We start from the raw sequence: 21,205 nt of genomic DNA, 5'->3' as shown, positions 1-21,205 counted from the left end.
GTCGAACAATGAGCGAGCCGGACCTCCGTGATCTTCAAGCCTTTGCTGCCGTGGCTCGCAGCGGCAATTTCCGCCGCGCCGCGCGCGAGCAGGGGCTCGCGGCATCCAGCCTCAGCCAGCGGCTCAAGGAGCTGGAGCAGCGGCTCGGCGTCCGGCTGCTCAACCGGACCACGCGAAGCGTCGGCCTGACGCAGGCCGGCGAGGCGCTGCTGGCACGGCTCGAGCCTGCGCTGTCCGAGATCGAAGCGGCGATCCATCAGGTGCGCGGCCAGCAGCAGGTCGCGGCGGGACGCCTGCGCATCAATGCGCCGCCGCCTGCGGTCGATCTGGTGCTGGCGCCGATGGTCGCGCCGTTCCTTCAGGCCTATCCGCTGATCGAGCTCGAGATCGTCGCCGACAGCGGCTTTGTCGACATCGTGCAGGCCGGGTTCGATGCCGGCGTGCGCTATGGCGAGCACCTGGCGCAGGACATGATCGCCGTACCGCTCGGCGAAACGCAGCGCTACGCCATCGTCGCCTCACCGCAATATGTTGCGCAGCATGGCCGTCCCGCGCATCCGCGCGACCTGCTGCAGCATGGCTGCATTCGGACGCGCTTCTCGTCCGGTGCGATGCTGGAATGGGAGTTCGAGAAGGACGGGCAGGTGATCAGGATCGCGCCGCCGGCTCGGCTGATCGCGGTCCAGCTCGGTCTGGCCTTCCGTGCCGCCTGTGACGGCGTTGGCTATTGGGCGACCTTCGAAGGACATGTGCGTGATGCGCTGGCGGATGGCCGCCTCGTCAGCGTGCTCAACGATTGGTGTCCGCCGTTCCCCGGGCCGTATCTGTATTATCCGAGCCGACGCCAACCACCGCCGGCGCTGGCAGCGTTCGTGTCTTTCGTCGGCGAGTGGCGGAAGCGGGCGGGCGGCCGGACCGAGCTGTCGTCCCGGCCTTGAGCCGGGATCCATAGCCACCGAACTGAATACGTTATGCGCGATCAGCCGCGCGCCCGTTTTCAGACATCGCGCGGTATGGGTCCTGCGTTCGCAGGGTCGACACCGATTGCTGAGATGGCTGGTCGGCCTACAGCATGCTCGGCAGCACGCGGTCCGGTGGGCGGTGGTTGTCGAGGAAGGTCTTGATGTTGATGATGACCTTCTCGCCCATCTCGACGCGGCCCTCGATCGTGGCCGAGCCCATGTGCGGCAACAGGGTCACCTTGCCGGCTTTGGCGAGCCGCACCAGGCGCGGGTTCACCGCCGGCTCGTGCTCGAACACGTCGAGGCCGGCGCCGGCGATGTCGCCGGCTTCGATCAGCCGCGTCAGCGTCTCCTCGTCGATCACCTCGCCGCGCGCGGTGTTGACGATGTAGGCGTCCTTGCGGATCAGCTTCAGCCGGCGCGCCGACAGGAGATGGAACGTCGCCGGCGTATGCGGGCAGTTGACCGAGATGATGTCCATCCGCGCCAGCATCTGGTCGAGGCTCTCCCAATAGGTGGCGCCGAGCTCGTCGGCGATCACCGGCGCGACCGGTCGGCGGTTGTGATAGTGGATCTGCAGGCCGAAGGCGCGGGCGCGCCGCGCCACCGCCTGGCCGATGCGGCCCATGCCGATGATGCCGAGCCGCTTGCCGCCGATGCGGTGGCCGAGCATCCAGGTCGGCGACCAGCCCGCCCAGTTCTTGCCCTCGGTGAGCACCGAGGCGCCCTCGATCAGCCGCCGCGGCACGGCGAGGATCAGCGCCATGGTCATGTCGGCGGTGTCCTCGGTGAGGACCTTCGGCGTGTTGGTGACGGTGATGCCGCGCGCCACCGCCGCGGCGACGTCGATGTTGTCGACGCCGTTGCCGAAGTTGGCGATCATGCGCAGCTTGCACTCGGGCTGATTGAGAATGTCGGCGCTGATGTGGTCGGTGACCGTCGGAACCAGCACCTCGGCGGTGCGCACGGCGTCGGCGAGCTGCTCCTGGCTCATCGGCTCGTCGTCGAGATTGAGCCTGGCGTCGAACAGCTCGCGCATGCGGGTCTCGACCGAGTCCGGCAGCTTGCGTGTCACCACGACGAGGGGCTTTTTCCTACCTGACATGTGCTGCTCTCATGAGATCCTTCAGACCTCATTAACCGGGTTCGCCGAAACTACCGTCGTCGCCTGAGAGCGGCGCTTCCCTGGACTGGTCGTGTCGGATCTCGCAGGTGGGCCGATCCGTCCCTGACAGGGCTTCGCGAGCGATTCTCAGGCGCTTCCTGGCCGCTTGTGTTCGGTCCTGTCTAGCAGAAGGCCGGGCCAAGACAAGAAGCCAACGGCGGGTCGGGACTGGCGCTTTCGGCAAGCCCTCTCCGAGCACGAAGGGGGGCAGCCGGGCGGTTCGATGGGGATCGGGCGAAGGATCGCAACGCAATCCGCTTTGATCGGAGCGCGGGTCGATCCTTTCGAGGGAGAGTAAGTTGAGTAAATCGACGTTGTGGCGTTTGGGTGCTGTCGTGGTGCTGCTGGTCTGTCTGTTCGACGTTGCCGTCGGCAGGGGCCGCGTTGCGGCGAAGGACTCCGTTCTCACCACCAGCGGCCTGCCGGTGCCGCGCTATGTCAGCCTGAAGTCGGATCATGTGAACGTTCGCGCCGGTCCGACCAAGGACAACGACGTGGCCTGGGTCTATACGCGCTCCGGCCTGCCGGTCGAGATCACCGCGGAATATGAGAACTGGCGCCGCGTGCGCGATTCCGAAGGCTCGGAGGGGTGGGTCTATCACTCCTTGCTGTCGGGGCGCCGCACGGCGGTGGTCACGATGAAGAACAAGGACGATCTCGCCCCAATCTACGAGAGCGCCGACGCCACGAGCGGGGTCACCGCGCGGCTGCAGGCCGGCGTCGTCGCGCAAGTGAAGAAATGCGGCAACGGCTGGTGCCACGTGCTCGGCAATGGTTTCGAAGGCTGGATCCAGCAGCAGCGGCTGTGGGGCGTCTACGCCGACGAGCAGGTTAATTGAAGGCCCAGGTCAGCACCATGCGCTGACCTCTGTCCTGACGCGCGCCCGACACAAAAATGCCCGCAGCGGCTGCGGGCATGATGCTTCTATGACGATGTTCCGGAGGCTCAACGCTTCTTGCGCAGCCGGACGACCATGTCGATCCGGGCGATCTCGTAACCTTCGGGCGCCTCCGGCAGCTTCGACAACGCCAGATGCTGGTCAGGGATGTCGACCAGCTCGTGGTTGTTCTCGAGATAGAAGTGATGGTGGGCGGTGACGTTGGTATCGAAATAGGTCTTGGTGCCGTCAACGCTGACCTGGCGCAGCAGACCGGCGTCGGTCAGCTGGTTCAGCGTATTATAGACCGTGGCGAGCGAGACCGGAACCTTGGCCAGCGTCGCTTCCTCATAGAGCATTTCGGCGGTCAGATGCCGCGCACCTTTGCCGAACAACAGCCAGCCCAAGGCCATGCGCTGGCGAGTCGGGCGCAGCCCGGCCGCCTGCAGCATCTCGTTGACGTCGTGCCATGGGCAGCCATTGAGTGCCGGCTGCCGGCCGTTCCCGAGATCCGGGTTGCCGCGATCATGACCATTCATCGAGGCGTTGTTGCTGACATCCACTTCAAGCACCGCACAATTCGCTCTCATCCACAACTGATATAGGAAGAAACCCATTCAGATGCAAGCTTATCGCAACTAACGTATCTAGAACGCCCCTAAACTGCATTTGCCGCCCGGTTCGGGCGCGGGCCCCGGTGCTGCGTCGATTTACCTGGATACGCGCATTGACGCCGCAATCCTCTATGTTAGAGAGCGCCCGGACCCGATTTGCCCTGCCATGGTGAGCGCCGGCGGCCGTGATGGCCATGTGCGCGAATCCAGGCGTCGTTAAGCCCGCCGCCGACAGCGGTCATGTTCGCCAGGTGCGATGGCCCAGCCTTCGTGCCGACGCGATGACCGGCCAGCGCGGCGCGGAAGGGGGCGGCGCGCGGGAAGGGTCCATGTCGCGCGGCACAAATTCCACCGGGGATCGTTGAGAAAGGCCACCAAGCATGCTGGATCGGCGCAGCGCATATGAATACGAGGACCTGCTGGCCTGCGGCCGCGGGGAGCTGTTCGGCCCCGGCAATGCGCAACTGCCGCTGCCGCCGATGCTGATGTTCGATCGGATCGTCGAGATCTCCGAGACCGGCGGCGAGTACGGCAAGGGTGTCGTCCGCGCCGAGCTCGACGTGAAGCCGGATCTCTGGTTCTTCGGCTGCCATTTCAAGAATGATCCGGTGATGCCGGGCTGTCTCGGCCTCGATGCGATGTGGCAGATGGTCGGCTTCTACCTCGGCTGGACCGGCGGCGCAGGGCGCGGCCGCGCGCTGGGCCTCGGCGATCTCAAGTTTTCCGGCCAGGTTCTGCCGACCGCCCGCAAGGTTGTGTACAACGTCGACATCAAGCGCGTGATGCGCTCAAAGCTGGTGCTCGGTATTGCCGACGGGTGGCTTTCGATGGATGGCGAGATTATCTATCGCGCCAAGGACCTGAAGGTCGGCCTGTTCAAGCAGGACGCCGCGCCGACTTGAACCGGCAGGCTGCGACCACAGACAGTGCAGCAGGCACGACTGCAACACAACACACGAGCAAGGTGAGGCGGACATCATGAGGCGGGTTGTCATCACGGGCATGGGCATCGTCTCATCGATCGGCAACAACACCCAGGAGGTGCTTGCCAGCCTGTACGAGGCGAAGTCCGGCATCTCCCGTGCTGAGAAATATGCCGAGCTTGGGTTTCGTTCGCAGGTGCAAGGCGCGCCGACGCTGAATCCCGCGGACGTGGTCGACCGCCGCGCCATGCGCTTCCTCGGCGAGGGCGCCGCGTGGAATCACGTCGCCATGGAGCAGGCCATCCTCGATTCCGGGTTGGAGCCGACCGACGTCTCCAACGTCAGAACCGGCATCATCATGGGCTCCGGCGGGCCCTCGACGCGCACACTGGTGGAAGCGGCCGACATCACCCGCACCAAGGGCCCGAAGCGCGTCGGTCCGTTCGCCGTGCCGAAGGCGATGTCGTCGACGGCCTCGGCGACGCTGGCGACCTGGTTCAAGATCAAGGGCGTCAACTACTCGATCTCCTCGGCCTGCGCGACGTCCAATCATTGCATCGGCAATTCCTACGAGATGATCCAGTACGGCAAGCAGGACGTGATGTTCGCCGGCGGCTGCGAGGAGCTCGACTGGACGCTGTCGGTGCTGTTCGACGCGATGGGCGCGATGTCGTCGAAGCACAATGACACGCCCGCGACCGCGTCGCGGCCCTATGACGTCACGCGCGACGGCTTCGTCATCGCCGGCGGCGCCGGCGTCCTGGTGCTGGAAGAGCTCGAGCGCGCCAAGGCGCGCGGCGCCAAGATCTATGGCGAGATCGTCGGCTATGGCGCGACCTCGGACGGCTACGACATGGTCGCGCCGTCGGGCGAGGGCGCCGAGCGCTGCATGCAGATGGCGCTGTCGACGGTGAAGACGAAGATCGACTACATCAATCCGCACGCAACCTCGACGCCTGCCGGTGATCCGCCGGAGATCGAGGCGATCCGCAAGGTGTTCGGCTCGGGCGAGAAGTGCCCGCCGATCGCGGCGACCAAGGCGCTGACGGGCCACTCGCTCGGCGCCACCGGCGTCCAGGAGGCGATCTATTCGCTGCTGATGATGAAGAACGGCTTCATCTGCGAGAGCGCCAACATCACCGAGCTCGATCCCGCCTTCGCCGACATGCCGATCGTGCGCAAGCGCATCGACAACGCCAAGCTCGGCACCGTGCTGTCGAACTCGTTCGGCTTCGGCGGCACCAACGCGACGCTGGTGTTCAAGCAGCTCGACGCTTAAGATTTCAATAGCACTGGTTTCGTCGGCATCATGGCCGGGCAGCAGCGCGAAGCTCCTTCTTCGCACCGATGTCCGGCCATTGGCGTCTCGAAGGCGGAACGATCATCCTGGCTGGGCCGATCCCGGCATGACGAAGGAGAGACATCATGCAGGGTCTGATGAAGGGCAAGCGCGGGCTTGTCATGGGCATCGCCAACGACCATTCGATCGCCTGGGGCATCGCCAAGACGCTGGCTGCGCATGGCGCCGAGATGGCCTTCACCTATCAGGGCGACGCGCTCGGCAAGCGCGTCCGCCCGTTGGCCGACGAGCTCGGCGTCAAGCACGTGCTGCCTTGCGACGTCGAGGACATCGCCAGCGTCGATGGCGTGTTCACTTCGCTGCGCGAAGCCTGGGGCGGGCTCGACTTCATCGTCCACGCCGTCGCTTTCTCGGACAAGAACGAGCTCAAGGGCCGCTATGCCGACACCTCGCGCGAGAATTTTGCGCGCACGATGCTGATCTCCTGCTTCTCCTTCACCGAGATCGCCAAGCGCGCCGCCGAGCTGATGCCGGAGAGCGGCGGCAGCATGATCACCTTGACCTTCGACGGCTCCAACCGCGTGATGCCGAACTACAACGTGATGGGTGTCGCCAAGGCCGCGTTGGAAGCCTCGGTGCGCTATCTTGCCGCCGATTACGGCCGCCGCAGCATCCGCGTCAACGCGATCTCGGCCGGCCCGGTGCGCACGCTGGCGGGCTCGGGCATCGGCGACGCCCGCTTCATGTTCGCGTTCCAGCAGAAGCACTCGCCGCTCGGCCGCGGCGTGACCCTGGAGGAGCTTGGCGGCTCCGCGCTGTATCTGTTGTCGGAGCTGTCCGGTGGCGTCACCGGCGAGATCCACTACGTCGACTCTGGATATAACGTGATCTCGATGCCGCGCCCCGAGGATCTCAAGGCGGACTGACCTCCGCGCGCATCGGCGGTATCGGGGGGCGCGAGACTCCGTCCTCCGATCGACCCAAATTTTCCCAGTTGAAGACAATGTTCCTGAACGGCTAATCAGGAGGCATTGGCGCAACTCTTGCGGTTGGCTGTTGCGATGACGCTGCGATGCATCATGACCGGTGCATCGGCCGCGGCCGTCAGCCAGACGCTCGCGCCGGCAGCAAGACAAGTCGTGGGGGCGATTGATGCTGCGTTCGAAAGTCCGTGTCATCGCTCTCTGCGCGATGACCGGCATCGTGCTTGCGGCAGGGGGCGCAGGGCCGGCGAAGGCGCAATCGAGCGTCTGGGACTCCACGATCTCCAACACCAACTGGTATGTGCCGACGGCGCAACTGCTCGCCTACCTGTCGCCGAAGACGGGCTTCTCCAATCCGGTCCCGATCGGTGACCAGACGTTGTGGACCCTGGGCACCGCGACCAACGGCGCCTTCACCGGCACCAGCGTCGCGCAGCTCAGGATCGGCCCGGCGCTGCTGACGGACACCTCGACCATCCAGGGCTTCGTCACCACCAGCGGCCAGATCACCATGCTGTTCACGCCGACCGGCGGCGGCACTGCGACCGTCGGGCTCGGCTATATGCGCAACGTCAACGGCGTGACCAGCATGGAAATGCAGATGATCACCGGCGACAGCCTGCTGGCGACGCATTGGGCCTACATGCTGCCCTATGATCCCGCGACCTTCACGCCGCCGCCGTCAGCACCGGTGCCGGCCAACTCCGTCCCGCAATGGGCATGGACCGCCGGCACGCCGTGGCGGATCGTCAGTCCGACATTGTTCGGCACGCAGGCGCCGGGCCGCTTCGTCATCACCAACTATCAGAACGGCTATTTCTGGGGCGCGGGCGTCGCGCCGACGGGCAGCACGGCCGGTGGCTTCACCCTGCTCGGCTCGGTCACCCCGGAGGGAAGCGTGCTGTTCAATACGCTGTCGCGTGGCAGCCTGACCAGCCTCTATGGCGCGATGAGCGGCAATGCGTCGAATGCGCAGATGGTCACCTCGACGTATGATCTCACGGGAAGCATGACCGGCGATCTGGCGACGATGTCGCTGATCCAGCCCTATGGCACTGCGCTTCGGTCGGCCGGCGGCCGCGTCGGCCTGGAAGCCGCCGACGTGCTGTACCGGCTGTCGATGACGTCGGCCGGCTGGAGCGGATCGATGGTCTCGGGATTTGCCGCGCTCGACAATCTCAGCGGTCCCTCGCTCAGTGCCGCCGTCAAGCAGACGCTGCCGGTGCTGACCGGGGCGGCGTCGCAGGCAACCTATGTCAGCCAGCAGGCCTTCCGGCAGACGATGACCAACAGGCTCGATGAGGTCAGCAGCACCGGCTGGGCTGCTGGCCGCAATGTCTGGATGCAGCCTCTCGGCGGCACCGCGCAGCAGACAGGACGTGATGGCGTTCCGGGGTATAGTGCCGTCGGCGCGGGTCTGGCGCTCGGCGCCGATGTGGCCGTCTCGTCCCGCGCCATCATCGGCGGCGTTCTTGGCTATTCTCATCACACGATCAGCGGAAGCGACGATGCGCTGCCAAACCGTCTCGGTCTCGCCTCCTATCAGCTCGGGCTCTATGGGGCCTACGCCGTCAGTTCTGATGTCACCTTCGACTATCAGCTCGACGGCGGATCGAGCGACAACGGCGAAAGCCGGTCACTGAACTTCATGGGTGCGTCCGCCGGCGGCAGCTATCGTTCCTACAGCGGCCACGCCGGTGCGGGCATCAAGACCCGCATTCCGCTGCGAGACGACCTCGCGCTCGTTCCTGCACTGCGCCTGGACTACGGCACGGTTCGCAGCGGCTCCTATCGGGAAAGCGGTGCCGGCGGTTTCAGCCTCGACGTCGATCCTCAGGTCTATCAGGAATTCGTGACGACGGCGCAGCTGAAAGCGGTCTATGCGCCGACAACGCAGGTTCGTCTGATCAGCGATGTCGGCGTCGGCTACAACGCGCTGAACCAGGCATTGCAGATCGGCGCCGCCTTCTCCGGCGGCGGCGACGGCTTCGTCACCCGTGGCCTCGGCCTGTCGCCCTGGGTCTACTCGGCGGGGCTTGGTCTTGTCGCTGCGGGCAACGATCGCCTCGACCTCAGCGTTCGCTACGGCATCAACGCGACGCCGTCCGGCCTCGTCCAGCAGTCAGGCCATGTGGTGCTGAAGATCAGGCTGTGACGCGCCGAGCTGATGGTTCTATTCGCGCCCAAAATAAGCCGGCAGGCGCTGGTCGAGCCGGAACTTGAGCATCGAGCGCGCCATGTCACGCAGCACGTTGTTGTTCGCGGCATCCGGCGGCGAGGCGGGAAATGCGGAGTTGTCGACGTCGCCGGCATGAGACGGCGGTCCGACGCCGGACGTCAGCCGTGAGAGCAGCGCCTTGGAACTCGTGGCAGGCTCGCGCGTCTCGAATGTCGCGCCGTCATAGAGCTGGATATCGATCATGATGAAGACGTGGCTGATCCGGCCAAAACCCTCGCCCCGATTGACCACGCCGACGCCGGTGACCTCGTCGTTCGTCGAGGGTTCGCTGTCGGTCCGGCGGGTGATCACGAGGTAACGAGCGCACCCCGCCGAACCGGCCACCCTCCTGACGATGGGTGTGAGCTTCCCGTTCTCGGCCTTGACCGGGGGCGACTGATAGAACGAATCGAATGCTCCTTTGGGGACGCTGATGCGGCGGATCCCGGCATCACCCTGGGCTGCCTTCACGCGCGCGTAGACGAGATCGTCGAAACCCCAGGACACCGGCACTTCGGCGTACTCGTTGCCCAGACGGGTCATGCCGTTCTTCTGCACCGTGAAAACATCGCCGAGCGCTGAGATGACCCCGACCTCGCACGGTCCGCCTTCGCGGACGGCCATTACCGGCTTGGCAGCCTTGGCAACGCCGGCCGCCGGCCTTGCAGCAGGCTTGGCGCTCAGCGGCGGCGGTGACGATTGCGCCAGGGCGTTGGTGCCAGACCAGAGCACGGCCATGAGCAGCGGCGCGAGCCGGCGTGAAATCGTCACTGGGAAAACTCGTTGGCTGGGAGAAAAGAATGCGGACGGTGAAGCCCGTTGGAGGCGTATGACAGCGGGCGACGGTTCATTCGATCTTCAGGTAGCTCGGCAGGTCGCGATCGAGCTTCGCCGCGACCAGGCTGCGCAGGCGTTCGCGTAGCACGGTGCTGTTGGCTGCGGCGGCAAGAGGCTCGGGGAAGTCAGCATTGTCGAGCTTGTTGAGGGGATCCTCGGTGAGCCTCATGGTCTCGGCCAGCCGCGCACCGGTATCCGCCGAGAAGGAGCCGATCTTCTCATAGGAATGGCCGTCGATCAGCGTGATGTTGACGTTCGCGAACAGGTGCGAGTGCCGGATGAGTGATCCGAGGCCCTGATTGTAAGCGCCGATGCCTCTGAGCCTCAGGGTGGTGTTGGGAATGGTCGCCTCGAACCTGGTGACCACGAGGTAGCGTTCGCAGTTGGCATTCGTGGTGACGTTGCGCACGATCGAGGTCAGGCTCTCCTTCGGATCGGGCAGGAAGCGCGACGTCGGATGGTAGTATTGCTCGAACGCGCCTTTGGGATAGCCGACCCTGCGGACGGTCGGATCGCCGGCGGTCGCCGCACGCACGCGCGCCACGGCGAGGTCGTCCAGTCCCCAACCTGGCAGGGTGACCTCGTCCTCTTCGGTTTCGAACACCGTGAGGCCGAACTTGCTGACGGCGAGCTGGTCGCCGAGCGCGGCAATGACGCCCAGCCGGCAGGGACCGCTTTCAACAGCGATCGGCTTCGCCGCCGGCTTCTTTCCCGAGGACTTCTTGGCGGCGGGCGCGGCCTTGGCCGGGGCTGTCATCGTCGACGGAGCCTGGGCCCAAGCCGCAGTTGTGAAGGCAGCAGCGAGACCGACGAGCGCAAGACGGGGGATCAGCAGGAGCGGTGCGGACATGGCGGAGGTTCGAGATCAACGAAGCGAGCGGGAACCCGAACTTAGTTCGCCCGCGACGGCGCACGCAACGGTTTCCGGCCGACGCGCGCAAGATCAGCGCTTGCACGCTCCGCGATCATGAGTCCGCCGCCCGGTCGCCACGCCTCCATCGATAATATTTCATGATGCGGCCGTGCAGCGGATCAGCCTGCTTCTTTTCCAGCACGAAGCCCTCGCGTTCGTACCAGCGCCACGCCTTCTCGTTGCCTTCAGCGCAACGCAGCCAGACCTCGTCGGGCAGCAGCTCGCGCGTGAAGCTGAGCAGGCGGCGGCCGAGCGAGCGGCCCTGATGCGACGGGGCGATCATCAGCTGGTCGAGATAGAGCAGGGGCACGTTGATCGCGAGCATCGCCGCGAGCTGGCCGCCGTCATCAGCGACATAGAGGCTCCAGCCACCCTCCATCTCGCGCGGCACGCGCTCCTTCAGCAGGCTCAGCAGCGTGTCGCTCGGGCGCTCCAGCCCGGTCGAGCACCAGCTCTCCATCCAGAGCCTCGCGATGGCGTCGTATTCGTCCGGGCGAGCGGGGCGGATGACAGGATGGTGCATGTGGGGTGACCTGAAGCGGGGTGACGGCCTGGCCTCTGCATCCGCAGCCATGACCTGGGACGCGCGAGGGTGTGCGACCGATAGGACAACAAAAAAGGGCGGCTCGAAAGCCGCCCTTTGTGTTTCACTCGAAGGGTGCCCCGGCTTTACTCGCCGGCGGCTTCGCGCGCCTCGGCGGGCGCGTCCTTCTGCTTGGCCTCGAGATCCTCGCCGGTGGTCTGGTCGACCGCCTTCATGGACAGCCGGGTCTTGCCGCGGTCGTCGAAGCCGAGCAGCTTGACCTTGACCTTGTCGCCTTCCTTGACGACGTCGGTGGTCTTCTGCACGCGCTTGTCGGCCAGCTGCGAGATGTGCACGAGGCCGTCGCGGGTGCCGAAGAAGTTCACGAAGGCGCCGAACTCCATCACTTTGACGACGGTGCCGTCATAGATCTGGCCGACCTCCGGATCGGAGGCGATCGACTTGATCCACTTGATGGCGGCCTTCATTGCCTCGCCGTCGTTGGAGGCGACCTTCACGGTGCCGTCGTCCTCGATGTTGACCTTGGCGCCGGTCTTCTCGACGATCTCGCGGATCACCTTGCCGCCGGTGCCGATCACTTCGCGGATCTTGTCGGTCGGGATCTTGAAGGTCTCGATGCGCGGCGCGTATTCGCCGAGCTCGGCGCGCGCGGCGGTCAGCGCCTTGGACATCTCGCCCAGGATGTGGATGCGGCCTTCGCGGGCCTGACCCAGCGCAACCCGCATGATCTCCTCGGTGATGCCCTCGATCTTGATGTCCATCTGCAGCGAGGTGATGCCGCTCTCGGTGCCCGCGACCTTGAAGTCCATGTCGCCGAGATGGTCCTCGTCGCCGAGGATGTCGGACAGCACGGCGAAGCGGCTGCCTTCCAGGATCAGACCCATCGCGATGCCCGCGGTCGGCCGCTTCAGCGGCACGCCGGCATCCATCAGCGCCAGCGAGGAGCCGCACACGGTCGCCATCGACGACGAACCGTTGGACTCGGTCACCTCCGACACGACGCGAGTCGTGTAGGGGAACTCGTGGTGCGGCGGCAGCACCGGGTGGATGGCGCGCCAGGCGAGCTTGCCGTGGCCGATCTCACGGCGCTTGGTGCCGCCGAGACGGCCGGTCTCACCGACCGAGTAGGGAGGGAAGTTGTAGTGCAGCAGGAACGTCTCCTTGTACGTCCCCGACAGCGCGTCGATGTACTGCTCGTCCTCGCCGGTGCCGAGCGTGGTCACGACCAGCGCCTGGGTTTCGCCGCGGGTGAACAGCGCCGAACCGTGGGCGCGGGGCAGCACGCCGACCTCGCAGACGATGTTACGCACGGTCTTGGCGTCACGGCCGTCGATCCGCTTGCCGGTGTCCAGGATGTTCCAGCGGACGATCTTGGCCTCGAGCTCCTTGAACACGGCGGCGATACGGAGCTTGTCGTATTTCGGCTCCTGCCCCTCGGGGAAGAAGTAGGCCATCACCTTTTCCTTGACGGCGCCGACGGCAGCATAGCGCTGCTGCTTGATCGGAATCGCGTAGGCGGTGCGCAGGTCCTGCTCGGCGATCCCGAGCATCTCCTTCTCGATCGCGGCGTTGTCGATAATCGCGACGTCGCGCGGCTCCTTGGCGGCCTTTTCGGCGAGCTCGATGATCGCGTTGATCACCGGCTGGAAGTGACGGTGACCGAACATCACCGCACCGAGCATGATGTCCTCGTTGAGCTCCTTGGCCTCCGATTCCACCATCAGCACGGCGTCCGAGGTGCCGGCGACCACCAGGTCGAGCTGGGTGTCGGCCATCTCGTCGAGGGTCGGATTGAGGATATATTCGTCATTGGCGAAGCCAACGCGGGCCGCGCCGATCGGGCCCTTGAACGGAACGCCCGACAAGGTCAGCGCTGCCGACGCGCCGACCAGCGCCACGATGTCCGGATCGTTCTCCATGTCGTGCGACAGCACGGTCACGATCACCTGGGTCTCGTTGCGCCAGGCATCGACGAACAGCGGGCGAATCGGGCGGTCGATCAGGCGGGAGACCAGCGTCTCCTTCTCGGTCGGACGGCCCTCGCGCTTGAAATAGCCGCCGGGAATGCGGCCCGCGGCGTAGGTCTTTTCCTGATAGTCGACGGTCAGGGGCAGGAAGTCGACGCCCTCCCGCGGCGCCTTGGCGGCGACGACGGTCGCGAGCACGACGGTCTCGCCATAGGTGGCGACGACGGCGCCGTCAGCCTGGCGGGCGATCTTGCCGGTTTCCAGCTTGAGCGGACGCCCACCCCAGTCGATCTCGACGGAATGCTTGGTAAACATGGGTATCTTCTTTCATGAGATGATCGAAGGCGGACTCCCCAGAAACAAAAAAACCATGCGCAAGATTGCGGGGCGCTGGAATGCGATCAGCGGCCTGCGATCCTGCCATGGTTTTCTTATTTCGGATGGCGTCCATCCTTCTCGTAAATAACGGGCACCTTGCCCGTCACGCCCAGCGGCCGGATTGCTGCTGAAGCGTACTGCATGGTCCTGGTCGGATCAGTCGAAGAGCGTATCCGCTTCTTTCCAGATCCGGCCAGACCGCATGATCCCGGATGAGCGAACGCCGCGCGTGCGGCGTCCTCAGGATCATGTCGTCAACGCGCGCAATGACGCGCGCGCCCATTCCAACGCGAAGCTCAACGACGAATGTTGTGCTTCTCGAGCAGCGCCTTGTAGCGCGCCTCGTCGTTCTTCTTCAGATAGTCCAGCAGCGAACGGCGGGTCGACACCAGCTTCAGGAGGCCGCGGCGGGAGTGGTTGTCCTTGCCGTGGGTCTTGAAATGGCTGGTCAGGTTGTTGATGCGTTCCGACAGGATCGCAACCTGCACCTCGGGAGAACCGGTATCACCGGCCTTGGTGGCGTTCGCCTTGATGATTTCCGCCTTGCGCTCTGCGGTCACCGACATCGTCAGTCTCTTTCGTTGCGACCGGAGCTGGCAGTCAGTCCGGTCAGGTTGAACACGCGCTTGGGGATGAGTTCGCCATTGCCAATTTCGGCAAGCGCCAGAAGGCGGCCTGCGACCGTGACATAGACTGTGCCGCTAGTATTGGGCGCATCCCGTCCGCGCAACAAAACGGCCTGGCCCCGATGGAGCCTTGCCGCATCAGCCCGAGTGACGGCCAGTGCCGGGATGTCGTCCAGCGCGGTCTCAACGGGCAAGAGTGCGTCGGCGAGGCTTCCCTCACCGGACGCGGCTCTATTGCACAAAGCCTCCAACTGTTCCAGCGGAATCATGTCGTTCTCGGTAAACGGACCCACCAGGGTCCGCCGGAGCGCGCTGATATGGCCGTAACAGCCGAGGAGGCGGCCCATGTCGCGGGCCAGCGCCCGGACATAGGTTCCCTTGCCGCATTCCGCCTCGAAGACCGAATGGTCGGGATCGGGCTGGTCGACGAGGGTCAGTTCATGGATCTCGACCGGGCGCGGCTGGAGCTCGACGACCTCGCCGTCGCGGGCGAGATCATAGGCGCGCTCGCCCTGGACCTTGATCGCGGAATAGCGCGGCGGCGTCTGCTCGATCCGGCCGGTAAATTGCGGCAGCAGCGCCCGGATCGCCGCGGCATCCGGCCGGCTGTCGCTGGTCTCGACGACCCGTCCTTCGGTGTCGTCGGTATCGCGCTCCTCGCCCCAGGTCACGGTGAAGCGGTAGCGCTTGCGGCCGTCCATCACGAAGGGAACCGTCTTGGTGGCTTCGCCCAGCGCGATCGGCAGGCCGCCGGAGGCGAGCGGATCGAGCGTGCCGGCATGACCGGCGCGCTTGGCCTGGAACAGGCGCTTCACCACCGCCACGGCCTGGGTCGAGGTCATGCCGATCGGCTTGTCGAGCACGACCCAGCCATGGACGTCGCGACGATCGCGGCGCGGCTGGTTGCCCTGACCGTTTCCTTGGCGCTGCTTGTTGCGCGGATCATTGTTGTCGCGCACCGGGCGCCCGTCGGCGGAATGGATCGCCTTGGCCGCGGTCGGTTCAGCGCTCGGCGCGTCGACAGTGCCGGTTTCGGGGGGAATGGTCATCAGCTCTCTTCCGAATCCGAATTGAGGTCTCTCTGCACCGCGGGTGTTCGCAGTAATTTCTCGATCCGTTCCGCTTCGTCGAATCGCTCGTCGACCCGGAAGCGGATGTCAGGTGCAAATTTCAGGTTAACGCGCCGCGCGATGTCGCCGCGCAGGAACTTCTTGTTGCGCTCCAGCGCCGTGAGCACGACGTCCGTATCCTGTCCGCCGAGCGGCATGATGTAGATCGTGGCGAGCTTCAGGTCGGGCGACATGCGGACTTCGGGCACCGTAATGATGTGTCCCTCCAGGTCCGGATCGTGCACGTCACCGTGGCTGAGAATGTCGGCGACAGCGTGACGCACGGTCTCAGCCACGCGCAACTGACGCTGCGAGCCGCCGGAAGCGGCGCTTCCCCTCTGGTGATGGCGAGGCATTTTTCAAAAAATCCAATGGATCGTCGCCCGGCGCTGACGCGGGCGAGAGGATCATTCTGATTGAGTTCAACGACGCTTCGTTAAGTTCAAGAGGCGCAGCGATTCCGCATCTGCACGGAATCGCTGCTCACTCGAACTGCAGCGCGCTCTGTAGGATTCGGACTTACAGCGAGCGCTGGATGGTCTCCACGCGATAACACTCGATGACGTCGCCGACACGCATGTCGCCGTAGCTCTCGAAGGCCATGCCGCATTCCTGGCCGGCCTGCACTTCCTTCACTTCGTCCTTGAAGCGCTTCAGCGTCGACAGCTTGCCCTCGTGAACCACGACGTTGTCGCGGATCAGGCGGACATTGGCGCCGCGTTCGACAGTGCCGTCGGTGACGCGGCAGCCGGCGACCTTGCCGACCTTGGAGATGTTGAACACCTCGAGGATCTGCGCATTGCCGAGCATGGTCTCGCGCAGCGTCGGCGCAAGCAGACCGCTCATCGCCTTCTTCACGTCATCTACGAGGTCGTAGATGATGTTGTAGTAGCGGATCTCGATGCCGTTGCGCTTGGCGAGCGCGGCCGCTTCCTTGTTGGCTCGCACCGAGAAGCCGATGATCGCGGCGTTGAAGCCTTCGGCCAGCGTGACGTCGGACTCGCTGATGCCGCCGACGCCGGCATGCAGGATGCGGGCGGCGACCTCCTCGGTGCCGAGCTTCTCCAGCGAGCCGAGAATCGCTTCCAGCGAGCCCTGCACGTCGGCCTTGATGATCAGCGGGAATTCCTTGCGGCCCACAGTCTTCAATTGCGACATCATCTGCTCGAGCGAACCGCGCATGCCGGAGATCGAGGCTGCCGCGTTCTCGCGCTTCTGGTGCGCGCGGTAGCTGGTGACCTGGCGGGCGCGGGCTTCGTTCTCGACGACGGCGAGACGATCGCCAGCTTCCGGCGGACCGTTGAAGCCGAGCACCTCGACCGGCACCGACGGGCCTGCCTCCTGCAACGTCTCGCCCTGGTCCGAGATCAGCGCGCGGACGCGACCCATCTCGGCGCCGGCGACGATGATGTCGCCGACCCGCAAGGTGCCGCGCTGGACCAGCACGGTGGCGACCGGACCACGGCCGCGATCGAGCTTGGCTTCGATCACGGTGCCTTCGGCCGGGCGATCCGAATTGGTCTTGAGGTCGAGGATGTCGGCCTGCAGCGCGATCATCTCCAGCAGACGATCGAGATTGGTCTTGTTCTTGGCGGACACCTCGACGTCGACGACCTCGCCGCCCAGCGATTCGACCTGCACCTCGTGCTGCAGCAGCTCGGTGCGGACGCGCTCGGGACGGGCGTCGGGCTTGTCGATCTTGTTGATCGCCACGATCATCGGCACCTTCGCCGCCTTGGCGTGGTTGATCGCCTCGATCGTCTGCGGCATGACGCCGTCATCGGCCGCGACCACCAGCACGACGATGTCGGTGACCTTGGCGCCGCGGGCGCGCATCGCGGTGAACGCGGCGTGGCCGGGCGTGTCGATGAAGGTGATCTTCTTGCCGGAGTCCGGCGCGGTGACCTGATAGGCGCCGATGTGCTGGGTGATGCCGCCGGCTTCACCCGAGACCACATTGGCGTGGCGCAGCGCGTCGAGCAGCGAGGTCTTGCCGTGGTCGACGTGGCCCATGACGGTGACGACCGGCGAGCGCGGCTCGGTGTCGGTCGAATCGTCGACGACGTCGAACAGGCCCTCTTCCACGTCCGAGGCGGCGACGCGCTTGACGGTGTGGCCGAGTTCTTCCGCGATCAGCTGCGCGGTGTCGGCATCGATCACGTCGGTGATCTTGTGCATCGCGCCCTGGCGCATCAGCAGACGGATCACGTCGACCGCGCGCTCCGACATGCGGTTCGCCAGCTCCTGGATGGTGATGGCTTCCGGAATCGTCACCTCGCGGACGAGCTTCTCCTTCTGCTCGTTGGCGGCATGGCCCTTCAGGCGCTGCGTGCGGCGGCGGAACGACGCGATCGAGCGCTCGCGCACATCGTCGGCCGTGAGCGCCGTGACCACCGTCAAGCGGCCGCGCTGCTTCTGCGGACCCGGCTTGTGCGTGGTCTTCGGCGGCGGCGCGGGACGTGCGGCTCCGCCGGGCCCCCTGCGGATCTGGCGCGGACCCTCATCCTCGTCGGGACCGGCGGCAACCGCCGCCGGCGCGCGGCCGAGCGGGCCGCCTGCGGCAGGACGGGCGCCGGCCGGGCGGGCGCCCGCCGGCTGGGCGCCGCCGGGCCGCGAGCTCGGACCACCGATCTGCTGCGGCCGGCTGCCCGGTGCGCCGACGGGCCTGCCGGGGGCGGGCGTCGAGCGGGCCGGTGCGGTGGCGGCGGGCTGCGGCGCGGATGTCGCCGGACGGGGCGCCTCGCCTTCACCGAACCGCTTCTTGGCCTCGAGCTCGGCCTTGCGCTTGGCTTCCTCTTCGTGACGGTGCCGCTCTTCCTCGGCCTTGCGGCGCGCCTCGGCAGCCTCGCGCTCGGCGCGTTCGGCGGCTTCGCGCTCGGCGCGGCGGCGGGCTTCCTCTTCGGCCTGGCGGCGTTCCTCGATGTCGCGCACGCGGGCGTCGGCCAGCGCGCTGGCGCGCGCCGAGCGCTCGTCCTCTGTCAGGGTGCGGAGCACGACGCCGGAGCCGCTGCGCTGTGGACCGGACGACCGCGGCCCGGACGGGCGGTTGCTCGCCGGCGGCGGCGTCGGCGCCTTGGCGACGGTCGGCTCCGGCGCGTGCGGCGCATCGGGCGCCCCATCGCCGACACGGCGCTTGGTGCCGCGCTTCTCGACCACCACCTGCTTGCTCCGGCCATGTGGGAAGCTCTGGCGCACCGTGCCAGTCTCGACGCGCGGCTTCAGCGTCAAGGTCTTGGTCGGGACACTCAGTTTCTTGTCGCCCGGAGTGTTGTTGTCGGCCATTCAGTCGTCCTAATCTCGTTTACCTGCGTGCGGGTCTGCCGCACCGTCCCATTCGTGCAATCGTCGCGTATTCGTCGCTATGTCTTCGAAGTCGAAGCAGATTTCGTGGCCGCGGTTCCGGCAATCTTGTCAGCGTCGGCCGACCGGTATCGGACCAGTGTCTGGCTGCGCGACAGGAATGTCCTGCTCGCCGGGCCTGCGAGCACGGCAGCATGTATCACATTTGAGCGCCCAAGTGCCAAATCCAATTCTGCCGAAGTGAGACAGCAGATGATCGGAATTGTCGGGGCTTGGCCCTGACCCTCGGCGTTCGGCCGCACCAGCGCGTCGAGCTTGCGGATCCCGTCGGCTGCACCGTCCGCAGCATGGACGAGGGCTGCCAAGGTCGACCGTGACTGCCGCTGCGACAGCGCCGCTTCCACCTTGGAGAAACCGGAGACGACCTCGCCCGCCTTGGCGGCAATCCCCAGCGCTTCGATCGCGCTGCGGGCCAGCAAGGCTTCCAGGTCTTCGGGAAGGGTAGGCGGGACGCGGACGTTGGTCTTGAAGCCTCGGCTGAAATGGTGACGCCGCACCGCCTCCGCAACCGCCTGGCGCGAGGCGGTGATCCACAAGCCCCGCCCCGGCAGCTTGCGCTTGATGTCGGGCACGACCTCACCCGACGGGCCGACGACGAAGCGGATCAGCTCGCCGATCGGCCGCACTTCGCGGCTGACCGCGCACATGCGCATGGTCGCGGACTTCTCGGTCCGCGGTCCATTGTCGAGCTCGGGGTCGGCCAAAGCGAGCATGCGGTGATGCGGCTCCTCATCTCAAGCGAGCTGGGTCAGGGTGGGGGTCATTGCGGTGTCCATGGGGCGAGCCAAACGGGTCAGGCGGGCTGTCCTTCGGTCGTTTCGTCCTCATTCTCGGGCTCGGTTTCGGCCTTGGCGAGGTCAGCCTCACTGATCCAGCCGGCCTTGACGCGGGCCTGCATGACCATGGCTTCGGCGTCATCGCGGGAGACATCGAGACCGTCGAGGAAACCGGGGAATTTGGTGGCTTCGCCCCCCTCCTTGCGCTCAGTCCAGCCGACCAGATCGTCGGTGGCGCAGCCCGCGAGGTCCTCGACCGTCTTGATGTCGTTCTCGCCGAACTTGACCAGCATCTTGGTGGTGACGCCGGGCACGTCCTTCACCGCGTCCTCGACGCCGAGCTCCTTGCGCCTGGCCTCGAGCTCGGCTTCCTGCTGCTCGAGGAATTCGCGGGCGCGGGTCTGCAGCTCGGTCGCGGTCTCCTCGTCGAAGCCCTCGATGCCGGCGAGATCCTTGAGGTCGACCAAAGCGAGCTCCTCGACCGAGGTGAAGCCTTCGGACGCCAGCAACTGGCCGACAACCTCGTCGACGTTCAGCGATTCCATGAACACGCGGGTGGAATTCTCGAAGTCGGCCTGGCGGCGCTCCGATTCCTCCTGCTCGGTCAGGATGTCGATGTCCCAGCCGGTCAGCTGCGAGGCGAGCCGGACGTTCTGGCCGCGGCGGCCGATCGCCAGCGAGAGCTGGTTGTTGGTGTCGGGGACGACCACCTCGATGCGCTCGCGGTCCTCGTCGATGACGACCTTGGCGACTTCGGCCGGCGCCAGCGCGTTGACCACGAAGGTCGCGATGTCAGGCGACCACGGGATGATGTCGATCTTCTCGCCCTGCAGCTCGTTCACCACGGCCTGCACGCGCGAGCCGCGCATGCCGACGCAGGCGCCGACGGGGTCGACCGAGGAGTCGCGGGAGACAACGCCGATCTTGGCGCGCGAGCCGGGGTCGCGAGCGACCGCCTTGATCTCGACGATGCCGTCATAGATCTCCGGCACCTCCTGCGCGAACAGCTTGGCCATGAACTGCGGATGGGTGCGCGACAGGAAGATCTGCGGTCCCCGGGTCTCGCGGCGGACGTCGAAAACATAGGCGCGGACGCGGTCGCCGTTGCGGAAGACCTCGCGCGGCAGCATCTCGTCACGGCGGATGATGGCCTCGCCGCGGCCGAGGTCGAGGATCACGCTGCCATACTCGACGCGCTTGACGACGCCGTTGACGATGTCGCCGATGCGGTCCTTGAACTCCTGGTACTGCCGGTCGCGCTCCGCCTCGCGCACCTTCTGCACGATGACCTGCTTGGCCGATTGCGCGGCGATGCGGCCATATTCCAGCGGCGGCAGGGTGTCCGCGATGGTGTCGCCGATCTGGGCGCCCGGGTTGGCGCGGCGCGCATCATCCAGCGAGATCTGGTTGGAGGGGTTCTCGACCTTCTCGACCACCAGCATGTGGCGCGACAGCCGCAGCTCACCCTTCTTCGGATCGATCTCGGCATGAACGTCGGTCTCGCTGCCGTAGCGGGCGCGGGCGGCCTTGGCGATCGCGTCTTCCATCGCGGCGATCACGATGCCGCGGTCGATCGACTTCTCGCGCGCGACGGCGTCGGCGATCTGCAGCAGTTCCAACCGGTTGGCGCTGACGGCCATGGCTCAAGTCTC

18 protein-coding genes are annotated in these 21,205 nt (G+C 65.9%); 6 read left to right on the top strand and 12 right to left on the bottom strand.

Annotation, left to right across the window (positions count from 1 at the left end; translation table 11 throughout):
• The first annotated feature begins 8 nt into the window (after nt 1–8).
• Nucleotides 9–938, top strand: coding sequence for a LysR family transcriptional regulator (locus tag ACQR10_RS01745; RefSeq protein WP_315803945.1), 930 nt, complete (start codon nt 9–11; stop codon nt 936–938).
• Between the two features lie 127 nt (nt 939–1,065).
• Here ACQR10_RS01745 and ACQR10_RS01740 read toward each other — a convergent pair whose 3' ends face one another.
• The gene (locus ACQR10_RS01740; RefSeq protein WP_315803944.1) at nt 1,066–2,067 is read right to left on the bottom strand and encodes a 2-hydroxyacid dehydrogenase; all 1,002 of its coding nucleotides are present in this window, start codon (nt 2,065–2,067) and stop codon (nt 1,066–1,068) included.
• Nucleotides 2,068–2,480: 413 nt separating this feature from the next.
• On the opposite strand from ACQR10_RS01740, the gene ACQR10_RS01735 reads away from it, so the two are divergent.
• A complete protein-coding gene (locus ACQR10_RS01735) occupies nt 2,481–2,966 on the top strand; it encodes an SH3 domain-containing protein (RefSeq protein ID WP_315803980.1) in 486 nt (161 codons plus the stop codon).
• A gap of 107 nt (nt 2,967–3,073) precedes the next feature.
• Here ACQR10_RS01735 and irrA read toward each other — a convergent pair whose 3' ends face one another.
• The gene (gene irrA, locus ACQR10_RS01730; RefSeq protein WP_316215567.1) at nt 3,074–3,544 is read right to left on the bottom strand and encodes an iron response transcriptional regulator IrrA; all 471 of its coding nucleotides are present in this window, start codon (nt 3,542–3,544) and stop codon (nt 3,074–3,076) included.
• A gap of 455 nt (nt 3,545–3,999) precedes the next feature.
• Here irrA and fabA point away from each other — a divergent pair, with 455 nt between their 5' ends.
• The 4 genes from fabA to ACQR10_RS01710 all read left to right on the top strand — a co-directional run bounded on the left by fabA (nt 4,000) and on the right by ACQR10_RS01710 (nt 8,980).
• The gene (gene fabA, locus ACQR10_RS01725; protein ID WP_316215371.1) at nt 4,000–4,521 is read left to right on the top strand and encodes a 3-hydroxyacyl-[acyl-carrier-protein] dehydratase FabA; all 522 of its coding nucleotides are present in this window, start codon (nt 4,000–4,002) and stop codon (nt 4,519–4,521) included.
• Between the two features lie 76 nt (nt 4,522–4,597).
• Nucleotides 4,598–5,821, top strand: a complete 1,224-nt coding sequence (gene fabB, locus ACQR10_RS01720) for a beta-ketoacyl-ACP synthase I (RefSeq protein WP_316215370.1) — start codon at nt 4,598–4,600, stop codon at nt 5,819–5,821.
• A 146-nt stretch (nt 5,822–5,967) separates the two neighbouring features.
• Nucleotides 5,968–6,768, top strand: coding sequence for an enoyl-ACP reductase FabI (gene fabI, locus ACQR10_RS01715; RefSeq protein WP_315803941.1), 801 nt, complete (start codon nt 5,968–5,970; stop codon nt 6,766–6,768).
• 226 nt (nt 6,769–6,994) lie between these two features.
• Nucleotides 6,995–8,980: an autotransporter outer membrane beta-barrel domain-containing protein gene (locus ACQR10_RS01710; RefSeq protein ID WP_434911756.1), complete on the top strand. Its 1,986-nt coding sequence runs from the start codon at nt 6,995–6,997 to the stop codon at nt 8,978–8,980.
• 18 nt (nt 8,981–8,998) lie between these two features.
• Here ACQR10_RS01710 and ACQR10_RS01705 read toward each other — a convergent pair whose 3' ends face one another.
• From ACQR10_RS01705 to nusA, 10 genes are all read right to left on the bottom strand, one after another.
• Nucleotides 8,999–9,814: a hypothetical protein gene (locus tag ACQR10_RS01705; RefSeq protein WP_434911755.1), complete on the bottom strand. Its 816-nt coding sequence runs from the start codon at nt 9,812–9,814 to the stop codon at nt 8,999–9,001.
• A gap of 76 nt (nt 9,815–9,890) precedes the next feature.
• On the bottom strand, nt 9,891–10,730 hold the full coding sequence (locus ACQR10_RS01700; protein WP_316215367.1) for a hypothetical protein: 840 nt from the start codon (nt 10,728–10,730) through the stop codon (nt 9,891–9,893).
• Nucleotides 10,731–10,845: 115 nt separating this feature from the next.
• Entirely contained in the window at nt 10,846–11,316 is a 471-nt protein-coding gene (locus ACQR10_RS01695; protein WP_316215366.1) for a GNAT family N-acetyltransferase, read from the bottom strand.
• Nucleotides 11,317–11,462: 146 nt separating this feature from the next.
• Nucleotides 11,463–13,619 (bottom strand): polyribonucleotide nucleotidyltransferase, encoded by a 2,157-nt coding sequence (gene pnp, locus ACQR10_RS01690; protein ID WP_315803936.1) that lies wholly within the window; start codon nt 13,617–13,619, stop codon nt 11,463–11,465.
• Between the two features lie 359 nt (nt 13,620–13,978).
• Complete coding sequence (gene rpsO / locus ACQR10_RS01685; protein ID WP_009025947.1) at nt 13,979–14,248, bottom strand: 30S ribosomal protein S15; 270 nt, start codon at nt 14,246–14,248, stop codon at nt 13,979–13,981.
• Nucleotides 14,249–14,250: 2 nt separating this feature from the next.
• Nucleotides 14,251–15,357 (bottom strand): tRNA pseudouridine(55) synthase TruB, encoded by a 1,107-nt coding sequence (gene truB / locus ACQR10_RS01680; protein WP_316215365.1) that lies wholly within the window; start codon nt 15,355–15,357, stop codon nt 14,251–14,253.
• Nucleotides 15,357–15,773, bottom strand: coding sequence for a 30S ribosome-binding factor RbfA (rbfA, locus tag ACQR10_RS01675; protein WP_315716923.1), 417 nt, complete (start codon nt 15,771–15,773; stop codon nt 15,357–15,359). Before rbfA ends, truB begins: the two co-directional genes overlap by 1 nt.
• Before the next feature lie 163 nt (nt 15,774–15,936).
• Nucleotides 15,937–18,699 carry a translation initiation factor IF-2 gene (gene infB / locus ACQR10_RS01670; protein ID WP_315803933.1) on the bottom strand — a complete coding sequence of 921 codons (2,763 nt, stop codon included), beginning with the start codon at nt 18,697–18,699 and terminating at the stop codon, nt 15,937–15,939.
• Between the two features lie 77 nt (nt 18,700–18,776).
• Nucleotides 18,777–19,490 (bottom strand): RNA-binding protein, encoded by a 714-nt coding sequence (locus ACQR10_RS01665; protein ID WP_315803932.1) that lies wholly within the window; start codon nt 19,488–19,490, stop codon nt 18,777–18,779.
• An 80-nt stretch (nt 19,491–19,570) separates the two neighbouring features.
• Entirely contained in the window at nt 19,571–21,193 is a 1,623-nt protein-coding gene (nusA, locus tag ACQR10_RS01660; RefSeq protein WP_316215364.1) for a transcription termination factor NusA, read from the bottom strand.
• Nucleotides 21,194–21,205: the final 12 nt, after the last annotated feature.

It is taken from the genome of Bradyrhizobium sp. HKCCYLRH2060 (assembly GCF_051168135.1).
In the GTDB taxonomy this organism is placed as follows: Bacteria; Pseudomonadota; Alphaproteobacteria; order Rhizobiales; family Xanthobacteraceae; genus Bradyrhizobium.
The sequence above is the reverse complement of the archived record's forward strand: the minus strand, read 5'-3'. Positions and strand labels throughout refer to the sequence as shown.

Excerpts from the sequence above, each read along its gene's own strand:
- ACQR10_RS01745 (WP_315803945.1), top strand. The coding sequence starts at position 9 with ATGAGCGAGCCGGACCTCCGTGATCTTCAAGCCTTTGCTGCCGTGGCT.
- ACQR10_RS01740 (WP_315803944.1), bottom strand. The coding sequence starts at position 2,067 with ATGTCAGGTAGGAAAAAGCCCCTCGTCGTGGTGACACGCAAGCTGCCG.
- irrA (WP_316215567.1), bottom strand. The coding sequence starts at position 3,544 with ATGAATGGTCATGATCGCGGCAACCCGGATCTCGGGAACGGCCGGCAG.
- fabA (WP_316215371.1), top strand. The coding sequence starts at position 4,000 with ATGCTGGATCGGCGCAGCGCATATGAATACGAGGACCTGCTGGCCTGC.
- fabB (WP_316215370.1), top strand. The coding sequence starts at position 4,598 with ATGAGGCGGGTTGTCATCACGGGCATGGGCATCGTCTCATCGATCGGC.
- fabI (WP_315803941.1), top strand. The coding sequence starts at position 5,968 with ATGCAGGGTCTGATGAAGGGCAAGCGCGGGCTTGTCATGGGCATCGCC.
- ACQR10_RS01710 (WP_434911756.1), top strand. The coding sequence starts at position 6,995 with ATGCTGCGTTCGAAAGTCCGTGTCATCGCTCTCTGCGCGATGACCGGC.
- ACQR10_RS01700 (WP_316215367.1), bottom strand. The coding sequence starts at position 10,730 with ATGTCCGCACCGCTCCTGCTGATCCCCCGTCTTGCGCTCGTCGGTCTC.
- ACQR10_RS01695 (WP_316215366.1), bottom strand. The coding sequence starts at position 11,316 with ATGCACCATCCTGTCATCCGCCCCGCTCGCCCGGACGAATACGACGCC.
- pnp (WP_315803936.1), bottom strand. The coding sequence starts at position 13,619 with ATGTTTACCAAGCATTCCGTCGAGATCGACTGGGGTGGGCGTCCGCTC.
- rpsO (WP_009025947.1), bottom strand. The coding sequence starts at position 14,248 with ATGTCGGTGACCGCAGAGCGCAAGGCGGAAATCATCAAGGCGAACGCC.
- truB (WP_316215365.1), bottom strand. The coding sequence starts at position 15,357 with ATGACCATTCCCCCCGAAACCGGCACTGTCGACGCGCCGAGCGCTGAA.
- rbfA (WP_315716923.1), bottom strand. The coding sequence starts at position 15,773 with ATGCCTCGCCATCACCAGAGGGGAAGCGCCGCTTCCGGCGGCTCGCAG.
- infB (WP_315803933.1), bottom strand. The coding sequence starts at position 18,699 with ATGGCCGACAACAACACTCCGGGCGACAAGAAACTGAGTGTCCCGACC.
- ACQR10_RS01665 (WP_315803932.1), bottom strand. The coding sequence starts at position 19,490 with ATGCTCGCTTTGGCCGACCCCGAGCTCGACAATGGACCGCGGACCGAG.
- nusA (WP_316215364.1), bottom strand. The coding sequence starts at position 21,193 with ATGGCCGTCAGCGCCAACCGGTTGGAACTGCTGCAGATCGCCGACGCC.